We start from the raw sequence: 17,862 nt of genomic DNA on the forward strand, positions 1-17,862 counted from the left end.
GGTGCCGTGGAGACGGTGACGTGGGAGCAGGTGCTGGCCTGGCGGCTGCGGCGGCAGTTCCTCGACCCGGCCGCCGGCGGTGACCCGGTCGAGGTCACCCGGCGGCTCGCCGGCGTCCAGGCACAGGTGGCCTCGGCCGCCGAGCTGGCGATCGCCGTCCGGCAGGCCGAGCCGGCACCGGGCGCGGTGCCGGCGGCCCTCGCCGACCGCAGGCTCGTGAAGACCTGGGCGATGCGCGGCACCCTGCACCTGCTGCCCGCCGACGAGGCCGCCGCCTACCTCGCGCTGTCCGGGGCGCACCGCAACTGGGAGCGCGGGAGCTGGCAGAAGACGTTCGGCGCCACCCCCGCCGACCTGGAGGCCATCGCGGCGGCCGCGACCGACGCCCTGTCCGGCGGCGCGGTCCTCAGCCGTGAGGAGCTCACCGCCGAGATCGTCGACCGTACGGGCTCGGCCCATCTCGCCGAGGTGCTCGGCTCCGGGTGGGGCGTCCTCCTCAAGCCGCTCGCCTGGTGGCGGGTGCTGTGCTTCGGGCCGCCGCGCGGCAACCGGGTCACGTTCGTCAGCGCCGCCTGGCTGCCGGAGGCGCCCGACCCGGCGGCGACCGTGCTCCGGGCGTACCTCGGCGCCCACGGGCCGACGACGCCGGAGCTGTTCGACAAGGTGTGGCTGAGCCGGGGCGTCACCCCCAGGGCGCGGCTCAAGGGCTGGTTCGCCGCGCTGGGCGACGAGCTCACCGAGGTCGACGTCGAGGGCGAGCGGCGCGTCATGCTCGCCGAGCACGTCGCGGAGCTGGCCGCGACCCCGCCGAGCCGGGCCGTTCGCCTCCTCGGCGCGTTCGACGCGTACGTCCTGGGCACCGGCACCACCGCCACGGAGATCGTCCCGGCGGTGCGCCGCGCCGCGGTCAGCCGCAGCGGCGGCTGGATCTCCCCGGTCGTGCTGCACGGCGGCCGGGTCGCCGGCGTCTGGGCGGACGAGACGACCACGCTCTGGGAGGACGTCCCGGAGGACGCGCTCGCCGCCGAACGCGCCCGGCTCGCCCGGATCATCACGCCCTCCGGCTGATCGAGGGCCGGCGGTGGCCGCGGGGCGCGGACAGGTGCGGCCCTGATCGCCAGGGCCTTCCTGCCCGGCCGATCGGCGGTCGGCGGCGGTCGCGGGGCGCGGACAGGTGCGGCCCTGATCGCCAGGGCCTTCCCGTCCGGCCGATCGGCGGTCAGCGGCGGCCGCGGATCGCGGACAGCAGCGCGAGGGTGCGGGCCCGCTCCCGCTCGTCGCCGACCAGGCTGGCCACGAACTCGGTGGCACCGGCGTCGGCGTACGCCTGGATGGCCTGCTCGACCGCCTCCTCGTCGCCCGCGATGACCGTCTCGTGCACCCCCGACATGCCCTGACGGTCCAGGATGGCGCGGTAACTGGGCAGCCGCCCGGCGGCGTCGACCGCCGCCGCGACACTCTGCCGGACTCCGTCGGGGTCATGGGTGACGCTCACCATGACGCCGGCGACGACACGAGGGGCGGGCCGTCCCGCTTGCGCGGCGGCGCGGCCGATCGTCGGCGCGACGTGTTCACCGATCCCGCGCGGGCCGGTCCACACGGTGACCGCGCCGTCGGCCAGCTCTCCGGCGATCCGCAGCATCACCGGGCCGAGCGCCGCCAGGAGGACGGGCGGCGCCACCGCGCCCGGCACGCTCGTGCGTCCCACGGCGGTGAGCGCCTCGCCGTGGTGGTCGACCTTCTCGCCGCGCAGGAGCGGCACCAGAGCCGTCAGGTACTCGCGGACGTGCCGGGCGGGCCGGTCGTACGAGTGCCCGAACGCCTTCTCGATGATCTCCGGATGGCTCGGGCCGACACCGAGGATGAACCGGTTGCCGCTCGCCGCCTGCGCGGTGAGGGCCTGACCGGCCAGCGCGAGCGGATGGCGGGGATAGGTCTGGGTCACCGCGGTGCCCACGTCGATCCCCGGCACCTCCCGGGCGACGAGGGCGGCGAGCGTGACCGCGTCCCACGAGAAGAGCTGGCTGAAGTAGGCGCGGTCCAGCCCGGCCTCCGCCGCCGCGCGCACTCCTTCGATCATCTCCGGAAGAGCGGTGTCCGCGACCGCCACCCCGATCATCACTCCCAGCCGCACGGCGTCCTCCCACAACATGAACCGGATATTCCGCTTCCGAACTCTAGACTAACCTGAAGATCAGATTCCGATTGACCGCAGTGGGGAGATCCGTGCGAGCCGACGCGCGCCGCAACCGAGCGCTCATCCTGGACGCCGCCCTCGACCTGTTCGCCACTCGAGGTCCGGCGGTGTCCATGGAGGAGATCGCGCGGGCCGCGGGCCTGGGGGTGGGCACGCTGTACCGCCACTTCCCGGACCGGCAGGCACTGCAGGAGCAGATCGCCGCCGACACGCTGCGGCGGCTCCTCTCCGCCATCCGCGACCTGGCCGCCCGTCCCCTGCCGGCCTGGGAGGCGCTGGTGCTGTTCGTCCGCCACTGCGCCGGCCTGCCGCTGGCCCTGGCCAAGACGCTCGTGGACGATGAGTCCCCTCCTGCCGAGGTCGCCGAGCTCACCGGCGAGGTGAACGGGCTCATCGCCCTTCTCGCCGAGCAGGCCCAGCGTGAGGGCTCACTGCGCGCCGACATCCCGCCCCGCGAGATCGTCGACCTGCTCAGCGTCGCCGTCTGCCGGCCCGGGGCCCGCGCGGACGACGCCCTGACCACCGTCATCCTCGACGGGCTCAGAGCGCCGGCGGCGGTCGACCCGGAGCGCGCGCCGGCCGTCACGGGAGACTGAGTGCCTGGGCCCGAAGCGGCTCACCGCGGCCCTCTCGGGCGGACCCGTGAGCCCGGTTGTTACCGTGCACTTACGGCCCGGTAGTCGCCCCGAAACGCGCCGGCCGGACGATGCGAGGGACTCGACATCGGTGGTGAGGCGTGATTCCTGGAGCTCTCATCCGCTTCCGTGACATCCACGGTTACTGGCGGGCCTTCCGAATGACCGGCAACGGACCGCCGCTGCTGCTGATCCACGGCATCGGCGACAACTCCGGCACCTGGGAGGACGTCATCCCCCGCCTCGCCGAGCGCCACACCGTCATCGCGCCCGACCTGCTGGGCCACGGCGAGTCGGCCAAGCCGCGGGCCGACTACGCCATCGCCGCGTACGCCTGCGGAATGCGCGACCTGCTCAGCGTCCTCGACGTCGACCGGGTGTCGGTCGTCGGCCACTCGCTCGGCGGCGGGATCGCCATGCAGTTCGCCTACCAGTTCCCCGAACGCTGTGAGCGGCTCGTGCTCATCGCCCCCGGTGGGATCGGCCGGGAGGTCCACCCGCTGCTGCGCGTGGCGGCGGCGCCCGGCGCCGAGATCGGGCTGTCGCTGGCGACCTCCGTACCCGCGCGCACGGCCGTGCGGCTGGCGGCCCCCGCCCTGCGCCTCACCGGCGGACTGTTCCTGGGGACCGACTTCGACTACATCCTCCAGCGGTACCAGGGCCTGCGCACCCGGAAGGCGCGCGAGGCGTTCCTGCGCTGCCTCCGGGCCGGAGTCGACATGCGCGGCCAGGTCATCACCATGCTCGACCGCTGTTACCTCGCCGAGGGCATGCCGATCCTCATCATCTGGGGCCGGGAGGACCACGTGATCCCCGTCGGGCACGCGATGATCGCGCACGCCGCCATGCCGGGCAGCAGGCTCGAGATCTTCGGACGGTGCGGGCACTTCCCGCACCGTGACGATCCCGACCGCTTCGTCACCACGCTGGAGCGGTTCCTGGAGACGACGCAGCCGGCGCTGCACGATCCCGCCCGGTGGCGCCGCCTCCTGCGGGCCGGCCGGAGAGCGGCCGGAGCGAGGACGGAGGCCGTCGCCCCGCACGTGTCCAGCGGCGTCTGACCCACCGCCGCACGATGCCCGGATCGGCGTACGCCGCGCCCGGCCTCAGGACCGGGGCGGCCGGTAGGACCAGTCCAGCGCGCCGGATCGGTCCACCTGCGGGTGGCTGTACCGGACGGGCCGCCCGGACTCCAGCGAGGTCGCGGTCGCCTGGAGGAGGGCGAGATACGATGGCCAGCCTTCCCCGGAGTCGAAGATCAGCCCCTGTTCGTCGTCGGCGTCACCGACCCGTCCCCCGTGGTCGGGGTCGACCACCAACGTGACCCCGCCTCCGTCTTCGCCGATCGGCACCAGCCTGCCGGACCACCAGGTACCCGAGGCGTCTCCCATGTCCCGCACGATGCCGCACAGCATGCGCCAGGTGGACTCGATCCGGTCCAGGGACAGCGGCCGGTACATCAGGGGCACCTGGAAGGCCGCCCGGTCACCCTGCCGCACGCCGTTGTGGCGGAGCAGCGAGACGACGACGTCGTCGGGGAAGCGCACCCCGAGCCGGGTCTGCAGGGCGGCGATGCGCCCCGGGTCCGCCGGTGGGCCCAGCGTGGCGTACGTCGCGGGGGCGTGCGCGCGAAGCCACGTCTCGATACGGCGCCAGACCTGATCGGTCGCCGCCGCCCGCGCCGGGTCCGGGCGCACCGGGATCGGGTGATCCGCGGACGGGGCGCATCCGATGGCCTCGAGCCGGGCCTGCGTCAGCGGTGTCCGCTTGGGCGCGGGGCCCGGTGCGGGAGTCGTCACCATCAACGTGGGGCTCGGTGGCGCCGGGCTGGGCACCAGCGCATTGACGAGGTCGACGAAGCCCTGGTCGGCCTTGGCGGTTCTCCTGCCGTTCGTGACCAGCTTGCAGCTCTCATCGATGCTCAGGCCCTGAACCCGGCCGTCACCGTACGAGAACAGCACAAGGTCGGAGAGCGGCTCCCCCACGTAGAGGCACGCGATCGAGCCGCTGCCCATGACCGGCAACCGGTCGGCCCGCTCCGCGTACGACCGTACGTCGGGCAGCGGGTGGAAGCCGATGAGCCGTGCGGGAGCCTCTCGAAGGCCGCCCCCCATCCGCCTCTGGTACCGGCAGACGACGGCGGAGCCGGGCTCACCGGGAACGAGTCGCGTGGTGGCGCCCGGCCGGGTCGGCAGCTGGTTCTTGCCGAGGAACGTGAACTGAGCCGGGCAACGGTCCCAAGCCGACGTACGACCCGCACCGGGGAGCAGTTGCGGTACGACCGTCACGGAGGCCACCACCGCGGCCGTCCCCAACGCCCCCGCGCCCCACCGCCAGGACCCTCTCGGCGTCCGCGCAGGTGCCGGTTCGGGACTCGATTCGTCGGCCATGCGACAAGATCATGCCGCAGCGGAGACCCGACCTGCCGGGCACGGACGTGATCAGGTGGCCTCCTCGACCGCCACCGGAGCCCGCGCCCGGCGTCCGCGCACCTCCCAGCCGGCCAGCGCGCCCAGGACGGCCAGGGCCAGGAAGGCGAGGACCAGCGGCGCGAAGAGCATGGAGACGGGAGTAAGGACCGCCAGCGCCACCAGCGCCAGCACCCGCGCGGCCGTGAAGTGACCGAACACCGCCCGCTTGAACAGCGCGTGCCCCGCCACGAACAGCGCCGGACCGCCGAGGACCACCGCGGCCGTGCCTCCCTTCATGTGTCCGCCCGGATGCGCGACGACCAGTTCGTCCGCCACGGCGCTGACGATGATCCCGGCGATGAGCGGCACGTGGCTGAACGTGTACGCGGACCGACCCAGCCGGCCGGGATCGTCCGCGTTCGCGATCCGCGTCGCGGCGGCCTCTGCGCTGCGGTCGAAGTAGATCCACCACATCGCCACACTGCCGAGGAAGGCCACCGCGAACGCCGTGACCGCACCCGCGCCCATGTCCTTCTGGCCCCCGAAGGTACTACCCGTGACCAGCAACGACTCGCCGAGCGCGATGATCACGAAGAGCTGGCAGCGCTCCGCCATGTGCGAGCCGTCGATCGTCCAGTGTGCCGTCGTCGACCGACCGAGCCCGGGGAACCGGTAGCCGACCCACGGGGCGACGTACTCGGCCGCGAGCGCCACGAGCCACAGCGCCGGCCGGACCCGGTGGTCGCCGAAGGCGCCGGCGAGCCACAGCACGCCCGCCGCCGTCTCCCACGCCATGATCCGCTGGAAGTTCGGCCCCAGCTCGTGCCGCCAGGTCACGACGGTGACGAACGCCGTACGGCCGACCTGGATGGCGAGGTACGCGCCGGCGAACCACAGGCCACGGCTCCCGAACGCCTCGGGCAGCGCCGTCGACATCAGCAGACCGCTGAGCATCGCCGCGATCAGCACGAGCCGGACGGCCGGGTGGTCGGGGTTGAACCAGTTGGTGGTCCAGCTCGTGTACATCCACGCCCACCACACCGCCAGCAACAGCAGCAGCGTCTCGGCCGCGCCCGTCACGGTGAGATCCTTCAGCAGCCGGTGGGACAGCTGCGTCACCGCGTAGACGAAGACGAGGTCGAAGAACAGCTCGAAGTACGTGACACGCGCGGCCCCGTCACGGCGGGACCGCAGGATCCCCACCGAAGTCCCGTGATTCACGCGGGCAGACTACGGCAGCGTGGACCGCCGCACGGCGTCAAGACGATCACGAAGCTCGTACGCCGTCGCGCCCGTCACGTACCCCTGCCGACCCCGCACCGCCACCCAGACCGACGCGAACGGATCGAACAGCGCGATCCATCCGGGAAACTCGCGGCGCAGCCGGTGCAGCCACACCCAGCGCGCCTCCCAGACCGGATCGGGCGCACGGCCGAAGGCCACTCGATCGACCCGTGTCACCGCGCCGCGACCCGGCGGGAGATCACCGATTGCCGAGCACATTCCGGATCTCCTCGGCGGCGCGCGCCGTCTCCCGCGCGGGGCAGATCGGGTCGCCACAGGAGTAGAAGAACCACAGGGCGTCGCCGACGACCCGGTAGTGGTCGATCCGGATCGTCTCGGACAGGACCGGCGCGTGCCGGTTCCCGACCCGCACGTACGGCGCCGTGTCGAGCGGTGTCTCGACCGCGGCGGTGAAGCCCGCCGCGTCCAACCGATCCCGCAGTTCCTGCAGATACCGGGCGAGCGCCGCACCGGTCGTCCCTGTGTCCATCCGTGACCTCCTGGAATTCGCGTGGTTTCTCGTTCCGGGCTGTCCCGATGTGACTACGCTCGGCTATATCTGCAGCTCTCCAACCCCCGATGGAGACCCCGTGGACATCGGCAATCCTCGACAGGTTCACTCGCTGACGGTAGGTTTCGACCTGATTAGGAGCGTTGCGCTCCCGATGTCTGAGTCCGAGGAACTGATCCGCGCGATCATGGAGCAGATGTGAACATCACTCCGTCAGCCAGCACTTGGCGCAAGTCCAGTTACTCCGGTCAAAACGTCAGCGACACCTGCGTAGAGGTCGCCCAGCTGATCTTTCCTAGGTCGGGTGAGTCGCCCGCCGGGTGACCCATCACGTTGGAGGGTGTCCCCTCAGGAGGCACAAACTGGCTCCTAAGGGGACACGCATGAAAGACAGGCGCCCACCCAGGTGCCCGATTCGGTGCGATTGTCCACGTCGGTCGCGGGGGTGGCGCGACGGCCCCCGGCCGCCGCGCCACGGGCGTGTTTCAGGGGTGCGGCACTAGCTCGTGCTGCAGGAGACGGTCGGCCAGGTGGTGCTGCCGTTCTTTTGGATGGTGACGCCCCAGTTGTTGCCGCTTCCGTTCGGTGTGGCGACGAGGGTTTGGGCGTTGGGGTAGCTGGCGTTGATGTTCCAGGTGGCCATGACCTTTTCGGGGGAGGGGACGTTCATGGTGACGGTCCAGTTGCTGGAGCCGGAGACCGCGACGTTGAGGTTGTAGCGGTCGCTCCAGGAGCTTCCGGCGGACAGCGTCGCGGTGCACCCACCGGTGCCTCCTCCACCTCCACCACCACCCCCACCGCCGGAGCCGCCGCCGTCGGGGGCCACGGCGCGGCCGGTCTGCGGGGAGATCATGCCGGCGCACAGACCCTTGCTCGCCAGCGTCTGGGCGATGCGCGGGATGGCCGCCAGGGTGTTGGCGGGCCACTCGTGCATGAGGATGATCTGGCCGTTGGTGAGCCGGGCGTTGGCCTGCACGATCGCGTCGGTGCTGGCACCGTTCCAGTCCTGCGAGTCGACGTCCCAGATGATCTGGGTGAGGCCGTACTTGGCCTCGACCGACTGCAGGGTGGAGTTCGTCTCACCGTACGGCGGGCGGAACAGCTTCGGCGTGCCGCCGCCCGCGTTCGCGATGGCCTGCTGGGTCCGGGAGACCTCCGAGTCGATCTGTGACTGGCTCTCCTGGATCAGGTGCGGGTGGGTGTAGCTGTGGTTCCCCACCCACATGCCGGCGTTGACCTCCGCCTGGACCTGGGCCGGGTAGGCGGCGGCGTACTGGCCCTCGTTGAACATCGTGGCCCGCAGCCCGTTCTGTCGGAGCGCGTTGAGAATGGCCGGCGTGTGGTCGTTGGACGGGCCGTCGTCGAAGGTCAGCCCGACGTACCCATTGCACGTGGCGGCGTGCGCCGGGGTGGCCGCGCCGTTGACGGCGGCGGTGCCCGCCACGGCCGTCGCGGCGGCGGCCAGCCCCGTCACGAGGGAACGTCTGGTCACCAGCGGTCTGATGCGCATTTCGGGGTGCCTCCTCTCCGTGCTGTTCGGGGCATCAGCTCGTGCTGCAGGAGACGGTGGGCCAGGTGGTGCTGCCGTTCTTTTGGATGGTGACGCCCCAGTTGTTGCCGCTTCCGTTCGGTGTGGCGACGAGGGTTTGGGCGTTGGGGTAGCTGGCGTTGATGTTCCAGGTGGCCATGACCTTTTCGGGGGAGGGGACGTTCATGGTGACGGTCCAGTTGCTGGAGCCGGAGACCGCGACGTTGAGGTTGTAGCGGTCGCTCCAGGAGCTTCCGGCGGACAGCGTCGCGGTGCACCCACCGGTGCCCCCACCACCGCCGCCTCCGCCGCCTCCGCCGCTGCCGGAGTCGCCGACGGTGATGTTGGAGTTGCCGCTGCTCTGGTACCCCTCGGTGGCGAGGATCATGTAGTAGTTGAAGCTGCCGAGATTCATCCCGTAACGGGCCCACGCGTCGAAGTGGTTGCCGGTGGTGATGGTTCCGCCGGTCCGCTTCGACTGCCGGACGCTCCAGTACTGGTTGAAGGTCTTGGTGCCTTCGACGGAGGGGGCGTTGTAGCGGGTCGTCTCGTAGATGTCGTACGTGCCGCCGTCACTGGTGACGGTGCCCTTGTACGTCCCGGTGGGCCGGTAGTTGCCCCAGTTGTCGACGATGTAGTACTCGACGAGCGGGTTCGACGTCCACCCGTACAGGGACAGATAGGCGTTCCCGGACGTATTGAAGCTGCCGGAGTAGTTCACGGCGCGACGTCCGCCGTTGCTCCAGCCCTTGCCGGCGACGAAGTTGCCGACGTTGTTCCAAGAGGTGCTGTAGGAACCGCCGCCCTTCAGGGTCATTGAGCTCGACCCGCCGCCGTCGGTCCAGAACGAGTAGTAGTAGCCGCCGTCGTTGCCTGTCTGGTTCGAGGTGACGGTCGTGTCGGCGTGCGCGGTGCCGGGCGAGAGCGCCGCGGCCACGGCCAGGGCCATGGCACAGGCCGCGCGGATGAGCGGCCTGGCGCGGCCGCGTCTGCGGGACTTCAGGTGGGCGAGAGCGTCGTTCATGTGTGATGCCTCCTCATGAACGCTGGCGGGTTGCCGATCGATGAGCGAGTATCCGCCCGGTGTTACGACCAAGTCAACGATAGATTTCGAAAGCTTTCAGGCGTCTATTCGACTCGCTCCCCTTGCCCGAGTCGCCTGACCTGGTTGGCCTGGGTGTCGGTGCCTGGTCGATCGGGTGAAAACTCGTGAAAGCTCGAGTCGGGCGGCGATGCCTTCGAAATGTTTCGAATATGGGCCTGCTCTCGGCGATCAACGAAGGTAAGGCGCGGATCGGGACGACAGGATTGGTCGCATGGAACTCATAAAGTTCGGACACGCCTGCGTTCGTCTCGAAAAGGACGGCCGGTCCCTTGTCATCGACCCCGGTGTGATGACGCCGGAGCGGGACGTCCTGACCGGTGCGGACGCCGTTCTCGTGACCCATGAGCACTTCGACCATTTCGACGCCGATCGCCTGCGGGCGGCCGCCGGCCAGAACCTGGAACTCACCGTCCACACCTGCCCGGGCGTCGCCCGGTACCTGGCCGACCTCGGCGACCGGGTACAGGTCGTCCGGGACGGCGACGTGTTCTCGGCCGCCGGCTTCGAGGTGGCGGCCGTCGGAGAGAAGCACCACTTCAGCCATCCGGATGTTCCGCCCGTGGACAACGTCGGCTTCCTCGTCGACGGAGAGGTCTTCCATCCCGGTGACGCGCTGACCGTCATCGACGTGCCGACGTTGCTGGTCCCCGGCCAGGCGCCGTGGCTGACCGTTCCGGATCTGATCCGCTACCTGCGGACGACGCGGCCGCGCCGCGCGTACGCCATCCACGACGGACTGATCAACGAGTGGGGCGTGAAGGTGCTGGAGAGCGTCCTCGACATGGAGGCCGAACGACTCGGCGCCGAGGTCCGGCGTCCCAAGCCAGGCGAGAGCATCACGCTCGGCTGAACTTCTCCTGGGCAGAACTTTCGGGAGCCGTCGGGGGATGACCGCTGCGCCAGTGGAGGTGAAATCGGATGGCGGTCAATCCTCGAGGGCCTCGGAGTCTTCTTGGTGCTCGGGGGCGGCGGCCTCGGAGGGCCGCGCAGGCACAGGGGGATCCTCGGGCCGCCCGCTCTCCCTGTGCGCCTTGCGGTGGTCCAGGGTGAGGGCGGCGTAGAGGATCACGCCGACGACGAAGGACATGTCCGGGACGATGGCAGGGCCGAGGCCGAGCCCGGAGGATTTGACCGCCAGGGCGTAGACCTCAAGGAACTCGGTGACCGCGAGCGTCCCGATGAAAGCCATGATCCGGATGGCGATGTCACTGCTGCGCCGCATCGATGCAGTGAGGTACCAGCCGAGGGTCGAGCCCATACCTCCGTGTACGGTGGCGCCGGCCGCCAGCACCCCCGGACTGGCCTTGTTCAACGAGTCGACCATGAAATCGGCGACCGACAGACCGCCGGCCTGGGAGCCGAGGACGACCATTCCTCCGCAAAAGGGCCATTCCGATCCGGAGATACCGTTCGACATGCCGGTCGGTATCGAGGATCATCTTTGCTCCGGCCAGGATAAAGGCCAGGACCAAACCGATTAGCAAAAAATGCAGCATTGTGCTCAGCAGAAGAGTCGTCACGATGTCCCCTCGTCTGTCTGGTCGGCCCCGCAGCCTCGTCCGGCCTGCTGATCCATAGGAAACGCCCGATCCCCGCCAGTGGGAAGGCGATGCGAAATGGTCGGACAACCCCGCACGGCAGCGTTGAAACATCCGTACAAGGCCGTACGGCGGGCGTCAGGTCGCAGACGGACTGGAACCCCTGTCCTCACGGGTCTTGCGAGTCGTTCGGCCTCCGCCGTACCTGCCAGGGCGGACAGCGCGGGCGCGCGGCGATCGCCGAGGGTGATCGCGTGGCCGCAACAAAGGGCGACTCGCCTTCCGCGAAGGTTCCACGACACCGACCACTATCGCCGACAGACCGGCCTGTTGTGTGCGGCCATCCGCGAAGGATTCATTCCAAACGGTGCTTCTCAGGTGTCCTTACACGGGGAGCGATAGGAGCGGCCCGGGATGTACTCCTGCCATTCGCTGCGCGCGAGGGGCGTCCCGGCGATCCGGCAAACATACCGGGCGACCTGTTCAGGATCGGTATTCCACAACTGCATCGTGTGGTCGGCGCTCGCCGTGATCAGAATCGGCCGGCGCGGATCGTAGGCGTTCGTGAAGACGGCGACGGACGGTCCGGTGAGGGTCGCCTCGACCGCTGGATGCCGCCGGTCCTTCACGTCCCACAACCACGTTGTGCCGTCGCCCGCGCTGGCCGCGAGGGTCCTGCCGTCCGGAGCGAAGGCGAGGGAGTTGACGTAGTTCTTGAGACCGGTGAGGAAAGGGCCGATGGGCAGCGGATGATCTCTGTGGGTGAGGTCCCACAGCCGCACCTTGTCATCGGCGCCGCCCGTGGCCAGGGTTCGTCCGTCTGGGCTGAATGCGACGGTGAACACGTAACTGGTGTGTCCTGTCAGCGGTTTGCCCATGAGGACGGGACGGCTGGGGTCGCCGACGTTCCACAGCCGAACCGTCCCGTCGGCACTGCCGACGGCCAGGGTGCGCCCGTCCGGGCTGAAGGCCGGGTAGTAGGCGTAGTTGGTGAACCCGTACAACGGTTTCCCGAGCCGGACCGGCCGGTGTGGATCGGCGACGTTCCAGAGCGACACCGTCTTGTCGTCATCAGAGATCGCGAGGGTCCTGCCGTCCGGGCTGAAGTTCACGCCTTCCACGTTCGACGTCGGACCGGTCAACCGCGGCGAGATCGGGGCCGGTCGTGCCGGGTTCGTGACGTCCCAGAGTTGGACACCGCCATCCGCACCGCCGACGGCCAGCGTTCGTGCGTCCGGGCTGAGTGCCCCGGCTCCAGTCGCGCGTCCGGCTCTGCTCGCGCCCATCAGGGGCGGGCCGAGTGGGACCGGACGGCGCGGATCGGCGACGTTCCACAGCCAGGCGCTGTCGTCCGCTGCGACGACGGCCAACACCCGGCCGGTCGCGTCGGGCACCGTGCTGAAGGCCGGTTTCTTCGGGCCGGTGAGGAGCGGGCCCGGCGGCTCCCAGATTCGGGCGACGCCGTCGGCGGCTGCGGTCACGATCGTGCGGCCGCCCTGCCCGATGGCAACGGCCGTCACCGGCCCCGGGTGCGGGAGCGTGGTGATGACGTTCCGTCCGGTGAGATCCCAGAGTGACACGTTCCCGTCCGAGTCTCCGGCCGCGAGCGTGTGGCCGTCCGCGCCGAAAGCGACCGCGTTGACGAGGACTCCGGGTCTCGTGAGCGGCGGGCCGGCCCCGGTCGCCCGCCGGCGGCCGTCCAGCCGCCAGAGCCGCACCGTCGCGTCGGTGCCGCCGACGGCGAGCGTGTGCCCGTCCGGGCTGAACGCCACGGCGAACACGGTCCCTTTCGTCCCGGTCAGGGGAGAGCCGAGCCGACCGGGATGATGCTGGTCGCGGACGTCCCAGAGGCGGACCGTTCCGTCCGAGCCGCCGGAGGCCAGCGTGCGCCCGGCGCGGACCTCAATCCGCTGGAACGCAGCTTCCTGCACGCGAGCATCGATCAGGCGACGGCCGAGGCGGCGGCCGCTCGCCGCCGCACCAGACGCCTGTACCAGTTGGTCGGTGCGCTGACCGTCGTCTCGTTGCTGGCCACTGTTCTCGCCGGGTACGCGAACCGGCAACGGCGGACCGCAGCCGGCGAGCTGACCACGCTGAGAGAGCGGGCAGGGCTGACCGTCCGTGCCGTCGCGCAGGCAACGGGAATCCCTTCCGCCACCGTCGGCGGGTACTTCGGTGGCCGCCACCTTCCGCCGGCCAACCAGATCAGGCAGTTCACGGAGATTCTGGCATCGGCAGCTCACGTCCGATGCCGAGGCGTGGCGCGCCTCGGGCCGCGATCCGGCCGCGCTCTACCGCGGCGGACGTCTCACCGCCGCCCGAGAGTGGGCGTCCGACGCCTTCCACGAGCTGACCAGCCCCGGATACGGTGTGGGGGCGTCGGCCGGGCGCCTGCCCGGAGTGCGCCGGATTCGGCCCAGCACGTCCAGCCATCGGCTCGACCGCCGCAGGATCGGTGACTCCGCATACCAGCACGCGCAGTCCCGCCCGGTCCGTGGTGATCCAGGCGCGCAAGCGGGGCCACGCCCACAGGAGCGCCTCGTGCGCCATTTCAATCTGGTCGGGACCAGGAGCACCACCGGCTGCCCGCCCTCGGCGGACGCGCGGGCGCGGATCGCCGGAATCAGCCCTGCCCGTAACAACGAGGACTTCCCCGACCCAGATGGACCGACCACGATCAGCGGAGCGCCCGCACTTCGGGCTTCGGCGGCCTTTTCAAGCAGCGATCCGGTCAGCTTCTCCCGGCCGAAGAACCAGTCCGCGTCGTCAGGCTGGAACGAACTGTTCCCTGGTGCGGATGTGCGACAGGTCGGGCGGCGGTCCGGAGATACCAGGGTCCTCGAGCAAGATCCCTCCCAGGGCGTGCCTCGTCGATGCTCACGATAAGTCGCACAACGATGACGGACCGGGAGCAACGGCGAATTTGGCAAGAGTCGGCCAGCGAGCGGCGCCATCGGCAGGGAAGGGCGCGGGACGGCGTTCGCTGATCGCGGACCGGTGTCGGCGTTGTCCGGCAGCCGGGCTCAGACCGTCCATCAGGCGCGTGGTCGGCGGGCTCGTTGGGGGAGGTGGACGGTGAGGTTGATCCAGAGGGCGTGGACGAGGCCGGCGAGCCAGATGATCAGGCCCAGGGCCATGCCGATCGTCGTCTGAGGCGTGTCGACGTCGGATTCCGAACCGCTGCCGACGAGGATGAACGCGAGCACCGCCAGCACGAGATAGGCCGCCGCGGCGATGAGCCAGGACGGTCGCCGATGCCGGGCGGCGATGTAGCCGAATGACAGCCAGGTGCCCGCGCCGAACAGCAGGGTCGGCAGTATCCAGAGGCTGTGCGCCACCGTCCAGGCGAGCCCGCGCGGGCCACCCGGCATCGGCGAGCCGGCGACGACCCGCGCATCGGTTCCCGCCGGTTCGCTCGCCGACCACGGTCCGGTCGCGAGCGGAGCACCGGGAACCGGGACGTGGCCCCAGCCGGGCCCGCCGGGAACCGGGGCGTGGCCCGAGATGGGCCCGCCGGGAGCCGGAGCGTGGCCCCAGGCGGGCCCGCCTGGGGCGGACATGGGCGAGGCGCCGTTCGCCGGCCGCACGGCGGCCGTCGGCCGGGGAGTGCCGACGGGGGCGACCGGGAGAGGCCGGTGGGGAGCGGGCGGCGGGCCGGCCAGCCGGACGAAGGCGCGGGAGTACAGGTGGGCGCCGCTCCGCGACTCGTCCGCGGGGTCGATGTCGCCGAGCGGGCCCGGCGGTACGACGTGCGGCAGCAGGCGGTCGTACGTCTCCCGGGCGTCCGCGGGCCGCCTCCCGGGGTCCTTCTCCAGCAGTTGCCGGACCAGGGCGTCCAGCTCCGGAGGCAGATCGTCGCGGCGCAGCGGAGGGGGAGCCTGTTCGAGCTGCAGGTGCATCAGCTCGGCGGGCGAGGCGGCGTCGAACATCCGGTCACCGGCCAGCATCTCGTACAGGACGCACCCGAGCGCGTACAGGTCGGAGCGCGCCGTGGCCGGGCGGCCGTGCAACTGTTCGGGGGCCATGTACGCAGGCGTGCCGACGGGCTGCCCGGTCCGGGTGATCCGGGAGAGCGCGGAGTGGTCGACCAGCCCGGCCACGCCGAAGTCGAGCACCTTGACGGCGCCGTCGCCGGTGAGCATGACGTTCTGCGGTTTGACGTCCCGGTGGACGAGGCCGCCTTGGTGGGCGGCGGCCAGCACCGCCGCGACCTGCGCCGCGATCCCGGCCGCCCAGGGAATCGGGAGCGGTCCCTCCTCGGCCATGAGGTCGCCGAGCGTACGGCCCGTGATCAGCTCGAGGACGAGGAACAGCCCGCCGTCGTACGTGCCGGCGTCGTACACGGTGGGGACGCCGGGGGTCCGCAGCCCGGCCGTGACGGAGGCCTCGCGGGCGAATCGGCGGGCGAGTTCGTCCGGGTGGGTGTGCCCGGCCAGGGCGTCGTCGGTGAGCAGCTTCACGGCCACCGGGCGCCGCAGTTGCCGGTCCTCGCCCTCCCAGACCTCGCCCATGCCGCCGCGGCCGAGCGGGCTCAGCAGTTCGTAGCGCCCGGCCAGCACCGTGTGCCGCCCCACCGTTCCGTCCCCTCGCCGTGCCGATCGACGCCCGAACCCTACGGGTGCCCGAAGGAGAGGGTGTCGTCGGGGGGCGCGAGTGTGCCCTCCGCCACCCCGTCGGCCAGGAGCTGCGCCAGCTCGGCGCCCATCGCGACGGTGGAGCGCAGGGCCGACTCGAACTCCGTCATCCGGCGGAACGCGGCGCCGTACCGGCGCTGCTCCTCCAGCGGCAGCCGGGGCACCTGCGCGCGCCGGATGTCGGCGCGGCCGATCGTCCCGGTGGACTGGACGATGGACGCGCGGGCGTTGGCCGAACTGCGCAGCACCCCCGCGATGAAGTACGGGTCCAGGTGCTGGGGGTCGACGCGGAGGAGGCTCAGCTGCGGCCCGAGCAGGGGCCCGTCGGTCTCGGCGACCCGTACGACGAAACGCCGGGCGACCGCGGCGACCAGGACGTCGCCGGCCTGGATGGGGACCCAGCGGCCGTCGCCCCGAGCGGCCCGGCCGGTCGGGGCGCGGCCCTCGACGACGTCCTCGGCGGTGAGCAGGGGCGGGTCGCCGTCGCCGCCGTCCTCGGTGTCCCCGCGCATCGGCGCCTGGTGGATCGTCAGGTGCCCGATCCGGGCGAGTTCTGCCAGCGGGACCGAGCGGGACTCCCGGCGCCCCGCCGCGGGGGGCAGCGCCGGTACGAGGTCGCCGGCCTTGTCGAGCGTCACGGCCAGCCGGTCGTGGGTCTCGGTGAAGCGCTCCGCGGTGCGTTCGGACCGGGCGGGTGAGACGTGGCGGGACGGCGTGAGATCGACCTCCTCGTCCAGGAGGTCGATGACGGGGACGGCCCGGCTGACGCCGGGTTCGTCGTGGCGGGGGTCGTCCGCGTGCCGCCACCAGGTGGTGACGACCGTGTCCCGGTCCGCGCTGTCGATCATCAGGACGGTCGCCGGCGGGGCACCCTCGGGACGCCGCAGCATCCAGAGGTGATGGGACGCGGACAGCCCGACCACGGCGCGCAGCGCGCCCTTGCGGAGCAGTTCGGCGCGGATGCGGCGGCCCGAACGGCGCCCGGCCGCGATGGCGGGCATGAGGACCACGGCTCGCCCGTCCGGGGCGAGATGCGCGAGCGCGTGCTGCACCCACGCCAGCTCCGGCTCCAGGCGCGGCGGCAGGCCGTACTCCCAGCGCGGGTCCGTCCTGAGCTCCTCGTGGCCCCACGCGCGCTCGTGGAAGGGCGGGTCGCACAGCACGGCGTCGGCCAGGACCCCGGGGAACGCGTCCTGGCGCAGGGAGTCGCCCTCCCGGATGCCGGGGTCCGCGCCGAGCAGGGTGAGTCGGACGGCGGCCAGCCGGGTGACGTCCCCGTCCGCGTCCTGGCCGAGGAGACGGCGCGGGTCGTGGGAGTCGCCGAGCACGGAGAGGAGGAGATCGCCGGTGCCGCACGCCGGGTCCAGGACGGTACGGGCGTCGCCGGCGAGCGCGGCCATCAGCCCGGGGATCTCCGGGGGAGTGGTCGAGACGCGGCGGGCCTGCGTCTCCCGGTAGCGGGTGAACAGGAACTCGAACGCCTGAACGGTGCCCCGGGCGTCGGCGAGCTCGGCGACCGCCTGGGCCGTCTCGGCGCTCAGCGGCTCAGGAGCGTGCCCGGGCCGCGGCGCTCCGGCCGAGCGTCGCCGCAGGAGGAGTTCGCCGGCGTCCGCCACGACCTCGGCGACGCGTAGATCGTCATGGGCCTCCGCCCGCAGCCGCTGCCAGACCCGCTCCTCCAGGGGGAGTTCGTCGAGTTTGCGCTGGTCCCGGAGCCATGCCTCGACGTCGGTCAGCGCGAAGACCGGGCTGGTCGGCGTCCCTCCGACGGGTTGGGGGAAGTCGGGATGCCGGCGGCGCCAGTTGCTCACGGCCGCCCGGCCGACGCCCGCCAGCCGGGCGATGTCCGCGGCGCTGACGGTTGCCTCGTCCTGCACGGTGCGTCGTTCCCTTCACGGTGCTGCACGCGACCCCGCGTCCCGGCTGCTTCATGGTCACGTTACCGCCCCATGATCGAACAGTCGACCACAACCGTCTCAGTTGTTAATTGGATTCACATGTGCTTTCCTTGGCGATCAC

At 71.3% G+C, this 17,862-nt stretch carries 18 protein-coding genes and 2 pseudogenes; 7 read left to right on the forward strand and 13 right to left on the reverse strand.

Going from position 1 to position 17,862, the window contains the following annotated elements:
- Window positions 1-6 precede the first annotated feature (6 nt).
- Window positions 7-1,068 (forward strand): winged helix DNA-binding domain-containing protein, encoded by a 1,062-nt coding sequence (locus AB0L00_RS12090; protein ID WP_364432022.1) that lies wholly within the window; start codon window positions 7-9, stop codon window positions 1,066-1,068.
- Between the two features lie 151 nt (window positions 1,069-1,219).
- On the opposite strand, the gene AB0L00_RS12095 is transcribed toward AB0L00_RS12090, so the two are convergent.
- Complete coding sequence (locus AB0L00_RS12095) at window positions 1,220-2,152, reverse strand: TIGR03564 family F420-dependent LLM class oxidoreductase (RefSeq protein WP_364432024.1); 933 nt, start codon at window positions 2,150-2,152, stop codon at window positions 1,220-1,222.
- A 74-nt stretch (window positions 2,153-2,226) separates the two neighbouring features.
- Between AB0L00_RS12095 and AB0L00_RS12100 the strand changes: the two genes are divergently transcribed.
- Together AB0L00_RS12100 and AB0L00_RS12105 are read left to right on the forward strand one after the other, a co-directional pair.
- The gene (locus AB0L00_RS12100; protein WP_364432027.1) at window positions 2,227-2,793 is read left to right on the forward strand and encodes a helix-turn-helix domain-containing protein; all 567 of its coding nucleotides are present in this window, start codon (window positions 2,227-2,229) and stop codon (window positions 2,791-2,793) included.
- 140 nt (window positions 2,794-2,933) lie between these two features.
- Window positions 2,934-3,893, forward strand: a complete 960-nt coding sequence (locus tag AB0L00_RS12105; RefSeq protein WP_364432029.1) for an alpha/beta fold hydrolase — start codon at window positions 2,934-2,936, stop codon at window positions 3,891-3,893.
- A gap of 45 nt (window positions 3,894-3,938) precedes the next feature.
- Here AB0L00_RS12105 and AB0L00_RS12110 read toward each other — a convergent pair whose 3' ends face one another.
- The 4 genes from AB0L00_RS12110 to AB0L00_RS12125 all read right to left on the reverse strand — a co-directional run bounded on the left by AB0L00_RS12110 (window position 3,939) and on the right by AB0L00_RS12125 (window position 7,017).
- Window positions 3,939-5,120, reverse strand: coding sequence for an SMI1/KNR4 family protein (locus AB0L00_RS12110; protein ID WP_364432032.1), 1,182 nt, complete (start codon window positions 5,118-5,120; stop codon window positions 3,939-3,941).
- Between the two features lie 153 nt (window positions 5,121-5,273).
- Window positions 5,274-6,464, reverse strand: coding sequence for a low temperature requirement protein A (locus tag AB0L00_RS12115; RefSeq protein WP_364432035.1), 1,191 nt, complete (start codon window positions 6,462-6,464; stop codon window positions 5,274-5,276).
- A gap of 9 nt (window positions 6,465-6,473) precedes the next feature.
- On the reverse strand, window positions 6,474-6,746 hold the full coding sequence (locus AB0L00_RS12120) for a hypothetical protein (RefSeq protein ID WP_364432037.1): 273 nt from the start codon (window positions 6,744-6,746) through the stop codon (window positions 6,474-6,476).
- On the reverse strand, window positions 6,727-7,017 hold the full coding sequence (locus AB0L00_RS12125) for a hypothetical protein (protein WP_364432039.1): 291 nt from the start codon (window positions 7,015-7,017) through the stop codon (window positions 6,727-6,729). The genes AB0L00_RS12120 and AB0L00_RS12125 overlap by 20 nt, the downstream gene beginning before the upstream one ends.
- A 100-nt stretch (window positions 7,018-7,117) precedes the next feature.
- Here AB0L00_RS12125 and AB0L00_RS12130 point away from each other — a divergent pair, with 100 nt between their 5' ends.
- Both AB0L00_RS12130 and AB0L00_RS12135 read left to right on the forward strand, forming a co-directional pair.
- Window positions 7,118-7,240 (forward strand): hypothetical protein, encoded by a 123-nt coding sequence (locus AB0L00_RS12130; RefSeq protein ID WP_364432042.1) that lies wholly within the window; start codon window positions 7,118-7,120, stop codon window positions 7,238-7,240.
- Window positions 7,237-7,362, forward strand: coding sequence for a DUF397 domain-containing protein (locus tag AB0L00_RS12135; RefSeq protein ID WP_364432045.1), 126 nt, complete (start codon window positions 7,237-7,239; stop codon window positions 7,360-7,362). The genes AB0L00_RS12130 and AB0L00_RS12135 overlap by 4 nt, the downstream gene beginning before the upstream one ends.
- Before the next feature lie 175 nt (window positions 7,363-7,537).
- Here the strand turns inward: AB0L00_RS12135 and AB0L00_RS12140 are convergent, their stop codons facing one another.
- Both AB0L00_RS12140 and AB0L00_RS12145 read right to left on the reverse strand, forming a co-directional pair.
- A complete protein-coding gene (locus AB0L00_RS12140; RefSeq protein WP_364432048.1) occupies window positions 7,538-8,548 on the reverse strand; it encodes a polysaccharide deacetylase family protein in 1,011 nt (336 codons plus the stop codon).
- Window positions 8,549-8,582: 34 nt separating this feature from the next.
- Complete coding sequence (locus AB0L00_RS12145) at window positions 8,583-9,590, reverse strand: glycoside hydrolase family 11 protein (RefSeq protein ID WP_364432051.1); 1,008 nt, start codon at window positions 9,588-9,590, stop codon at window positions 8,583-8,585.
- A gap of 292 nt (window positions 9,591-9,882) precedes the next feature.
- On the opposite strand from AB0L00_RS12145, the gene AB0L00_RS12150 reads away from it, so the two are divergent.
- Window positions 9,883-10,521 (forward strand): MBL fold metallo-hydrolase, encoded by a 639-nt coding sequence (locus tag AB0L00_RS12150; RefSeq protein WP_364432053.1) that lies wholly within the window; start codon window positions 9,883-9,885, stop codon window positions 10,519-10,521.
- A gap of 75 nt (window positions 10,522-10,596) precedes the next feature.
- Here the strand turns inward: AB0L00_RS12150 and AB0L00_RS12155 are convergent, their stop codons facing one another.
- Both AB0L00_RS12155 and AB0L00_RS12160 read right to left on the reverse strand, forming a co-directional pair.
- Window positions 10,597-11,043 carry a hypothetical protein gene (locus AB0L00_RS12155; protein ID WP_364432056.1) on the reverse strand — a complete coding sequence of 149 codons (447 nt, stop codon included), beginning with the start codon at window positions 11,041-11,043 and terminating at the stop codon, window positions 10,597-10,599.
- Window positions 11,044-11,583: 540 nt separating this feature from the next.
- Window positions 11,584-13,140: a WD40 repeat domain-containing protein gene (locus tag AB0L00_RS12160; RefSeq protein ID WP_364432058.1), complete on the reverse strand. Its 1,557-nt coding sequence runs from the start codon at window positions 13,138-13,140 to the stop codon at window positions 11,584-11,586.
- Between AB0L00_RS12160 and AB0L00_RS12165 the strand changes: the two are divergent.
- Window positions 13,036-13,428, forward strand: a pseudogene (locus AB0L00_RS12165) (helix-turn-helix transcriptional regulator); the annotation flags it as partial. The gene AB0L00_RS12160 and the pseudogene AB0L00_RS12165 sit on opposite strands and share 105 nt — an antisense overlap.
- Here AB0L00_RS12165 and AB0L00_RS12170 read toward each other — a convergent pair.
- The 4 genes and pseudogenes from AB0L00_RS12170 to AB0L00_RS12185 all read right to left on the reverse strand — a co-directional run bounded on the left by AB0L00_RS12170 (window position 13,424) and on the right by AB0L00_RS12185 (window position 17,720).
- A complete protein-coding gene (locus tag AB0L00_RS12170) occupies window positions 13,424-13,873 on the reverse strand; it encodes a hypothetical protein (protein ID WP_364433221.1) in 450 nt (149 codons plus the stop codon). The pseudogene AB0L00_RS12165 and the gene AB0L00_RS12170 sit on opposite strands and share 5 nt — an antisense overlap.
- Window positions 13,777-14,163 (reverse strand): annotated as a pseudogene (locus AB0L00_RS12175) (hypothetical protein); the annotation flags it as partial. The pseudogene AB0L00_RS12175 and the gene AB0L00_RS12170, both read right to left, overlap by 97 nt.
- Before the next feature lie 81 nt (window positions 14,164-14,244).
- Window positions 14,245-15,783 carry a protein kinase gene (locus AB0L00_RS12180; RefSeq protein ID WP_364432060.1) on the reverse strand — a complete coding sequence of 513 codons (1,539 nt, stop codon included), beginning with the start codon at window positions 15,781-15,783 and terminating at the stop codon, window positions 14,245-14,247.
- 38 nt (window positions 15,784-15,821) lie between these two features.
- Window positions 15,822-17,720 carry an N-6 DNA methylase gene (locus tag AB0L00_RS12185; protein ID WP_364432062.1) on the reverse strand — a complete coding sequence of 633 codons (1,899 nt, stop codon included), beginning with the start codon at window positions 17,718-17,720 and terminating at the stop codon, window positions 15,822-15,824.
- Window positions 17,721-17,862 lie beyond the last annotated feature (142 nt).

The organism is Actinoallomurus sp. NPDC052308 (genome assembly GCF_040679195.1).
Classification (GTDB): domain Bacteria; phylum Actinomycetota; class Actinomycetes; order Streptosporangiales; family Streptosporangiaceae; genus Actinoallomurus; species Actinoallomurus liliacearum.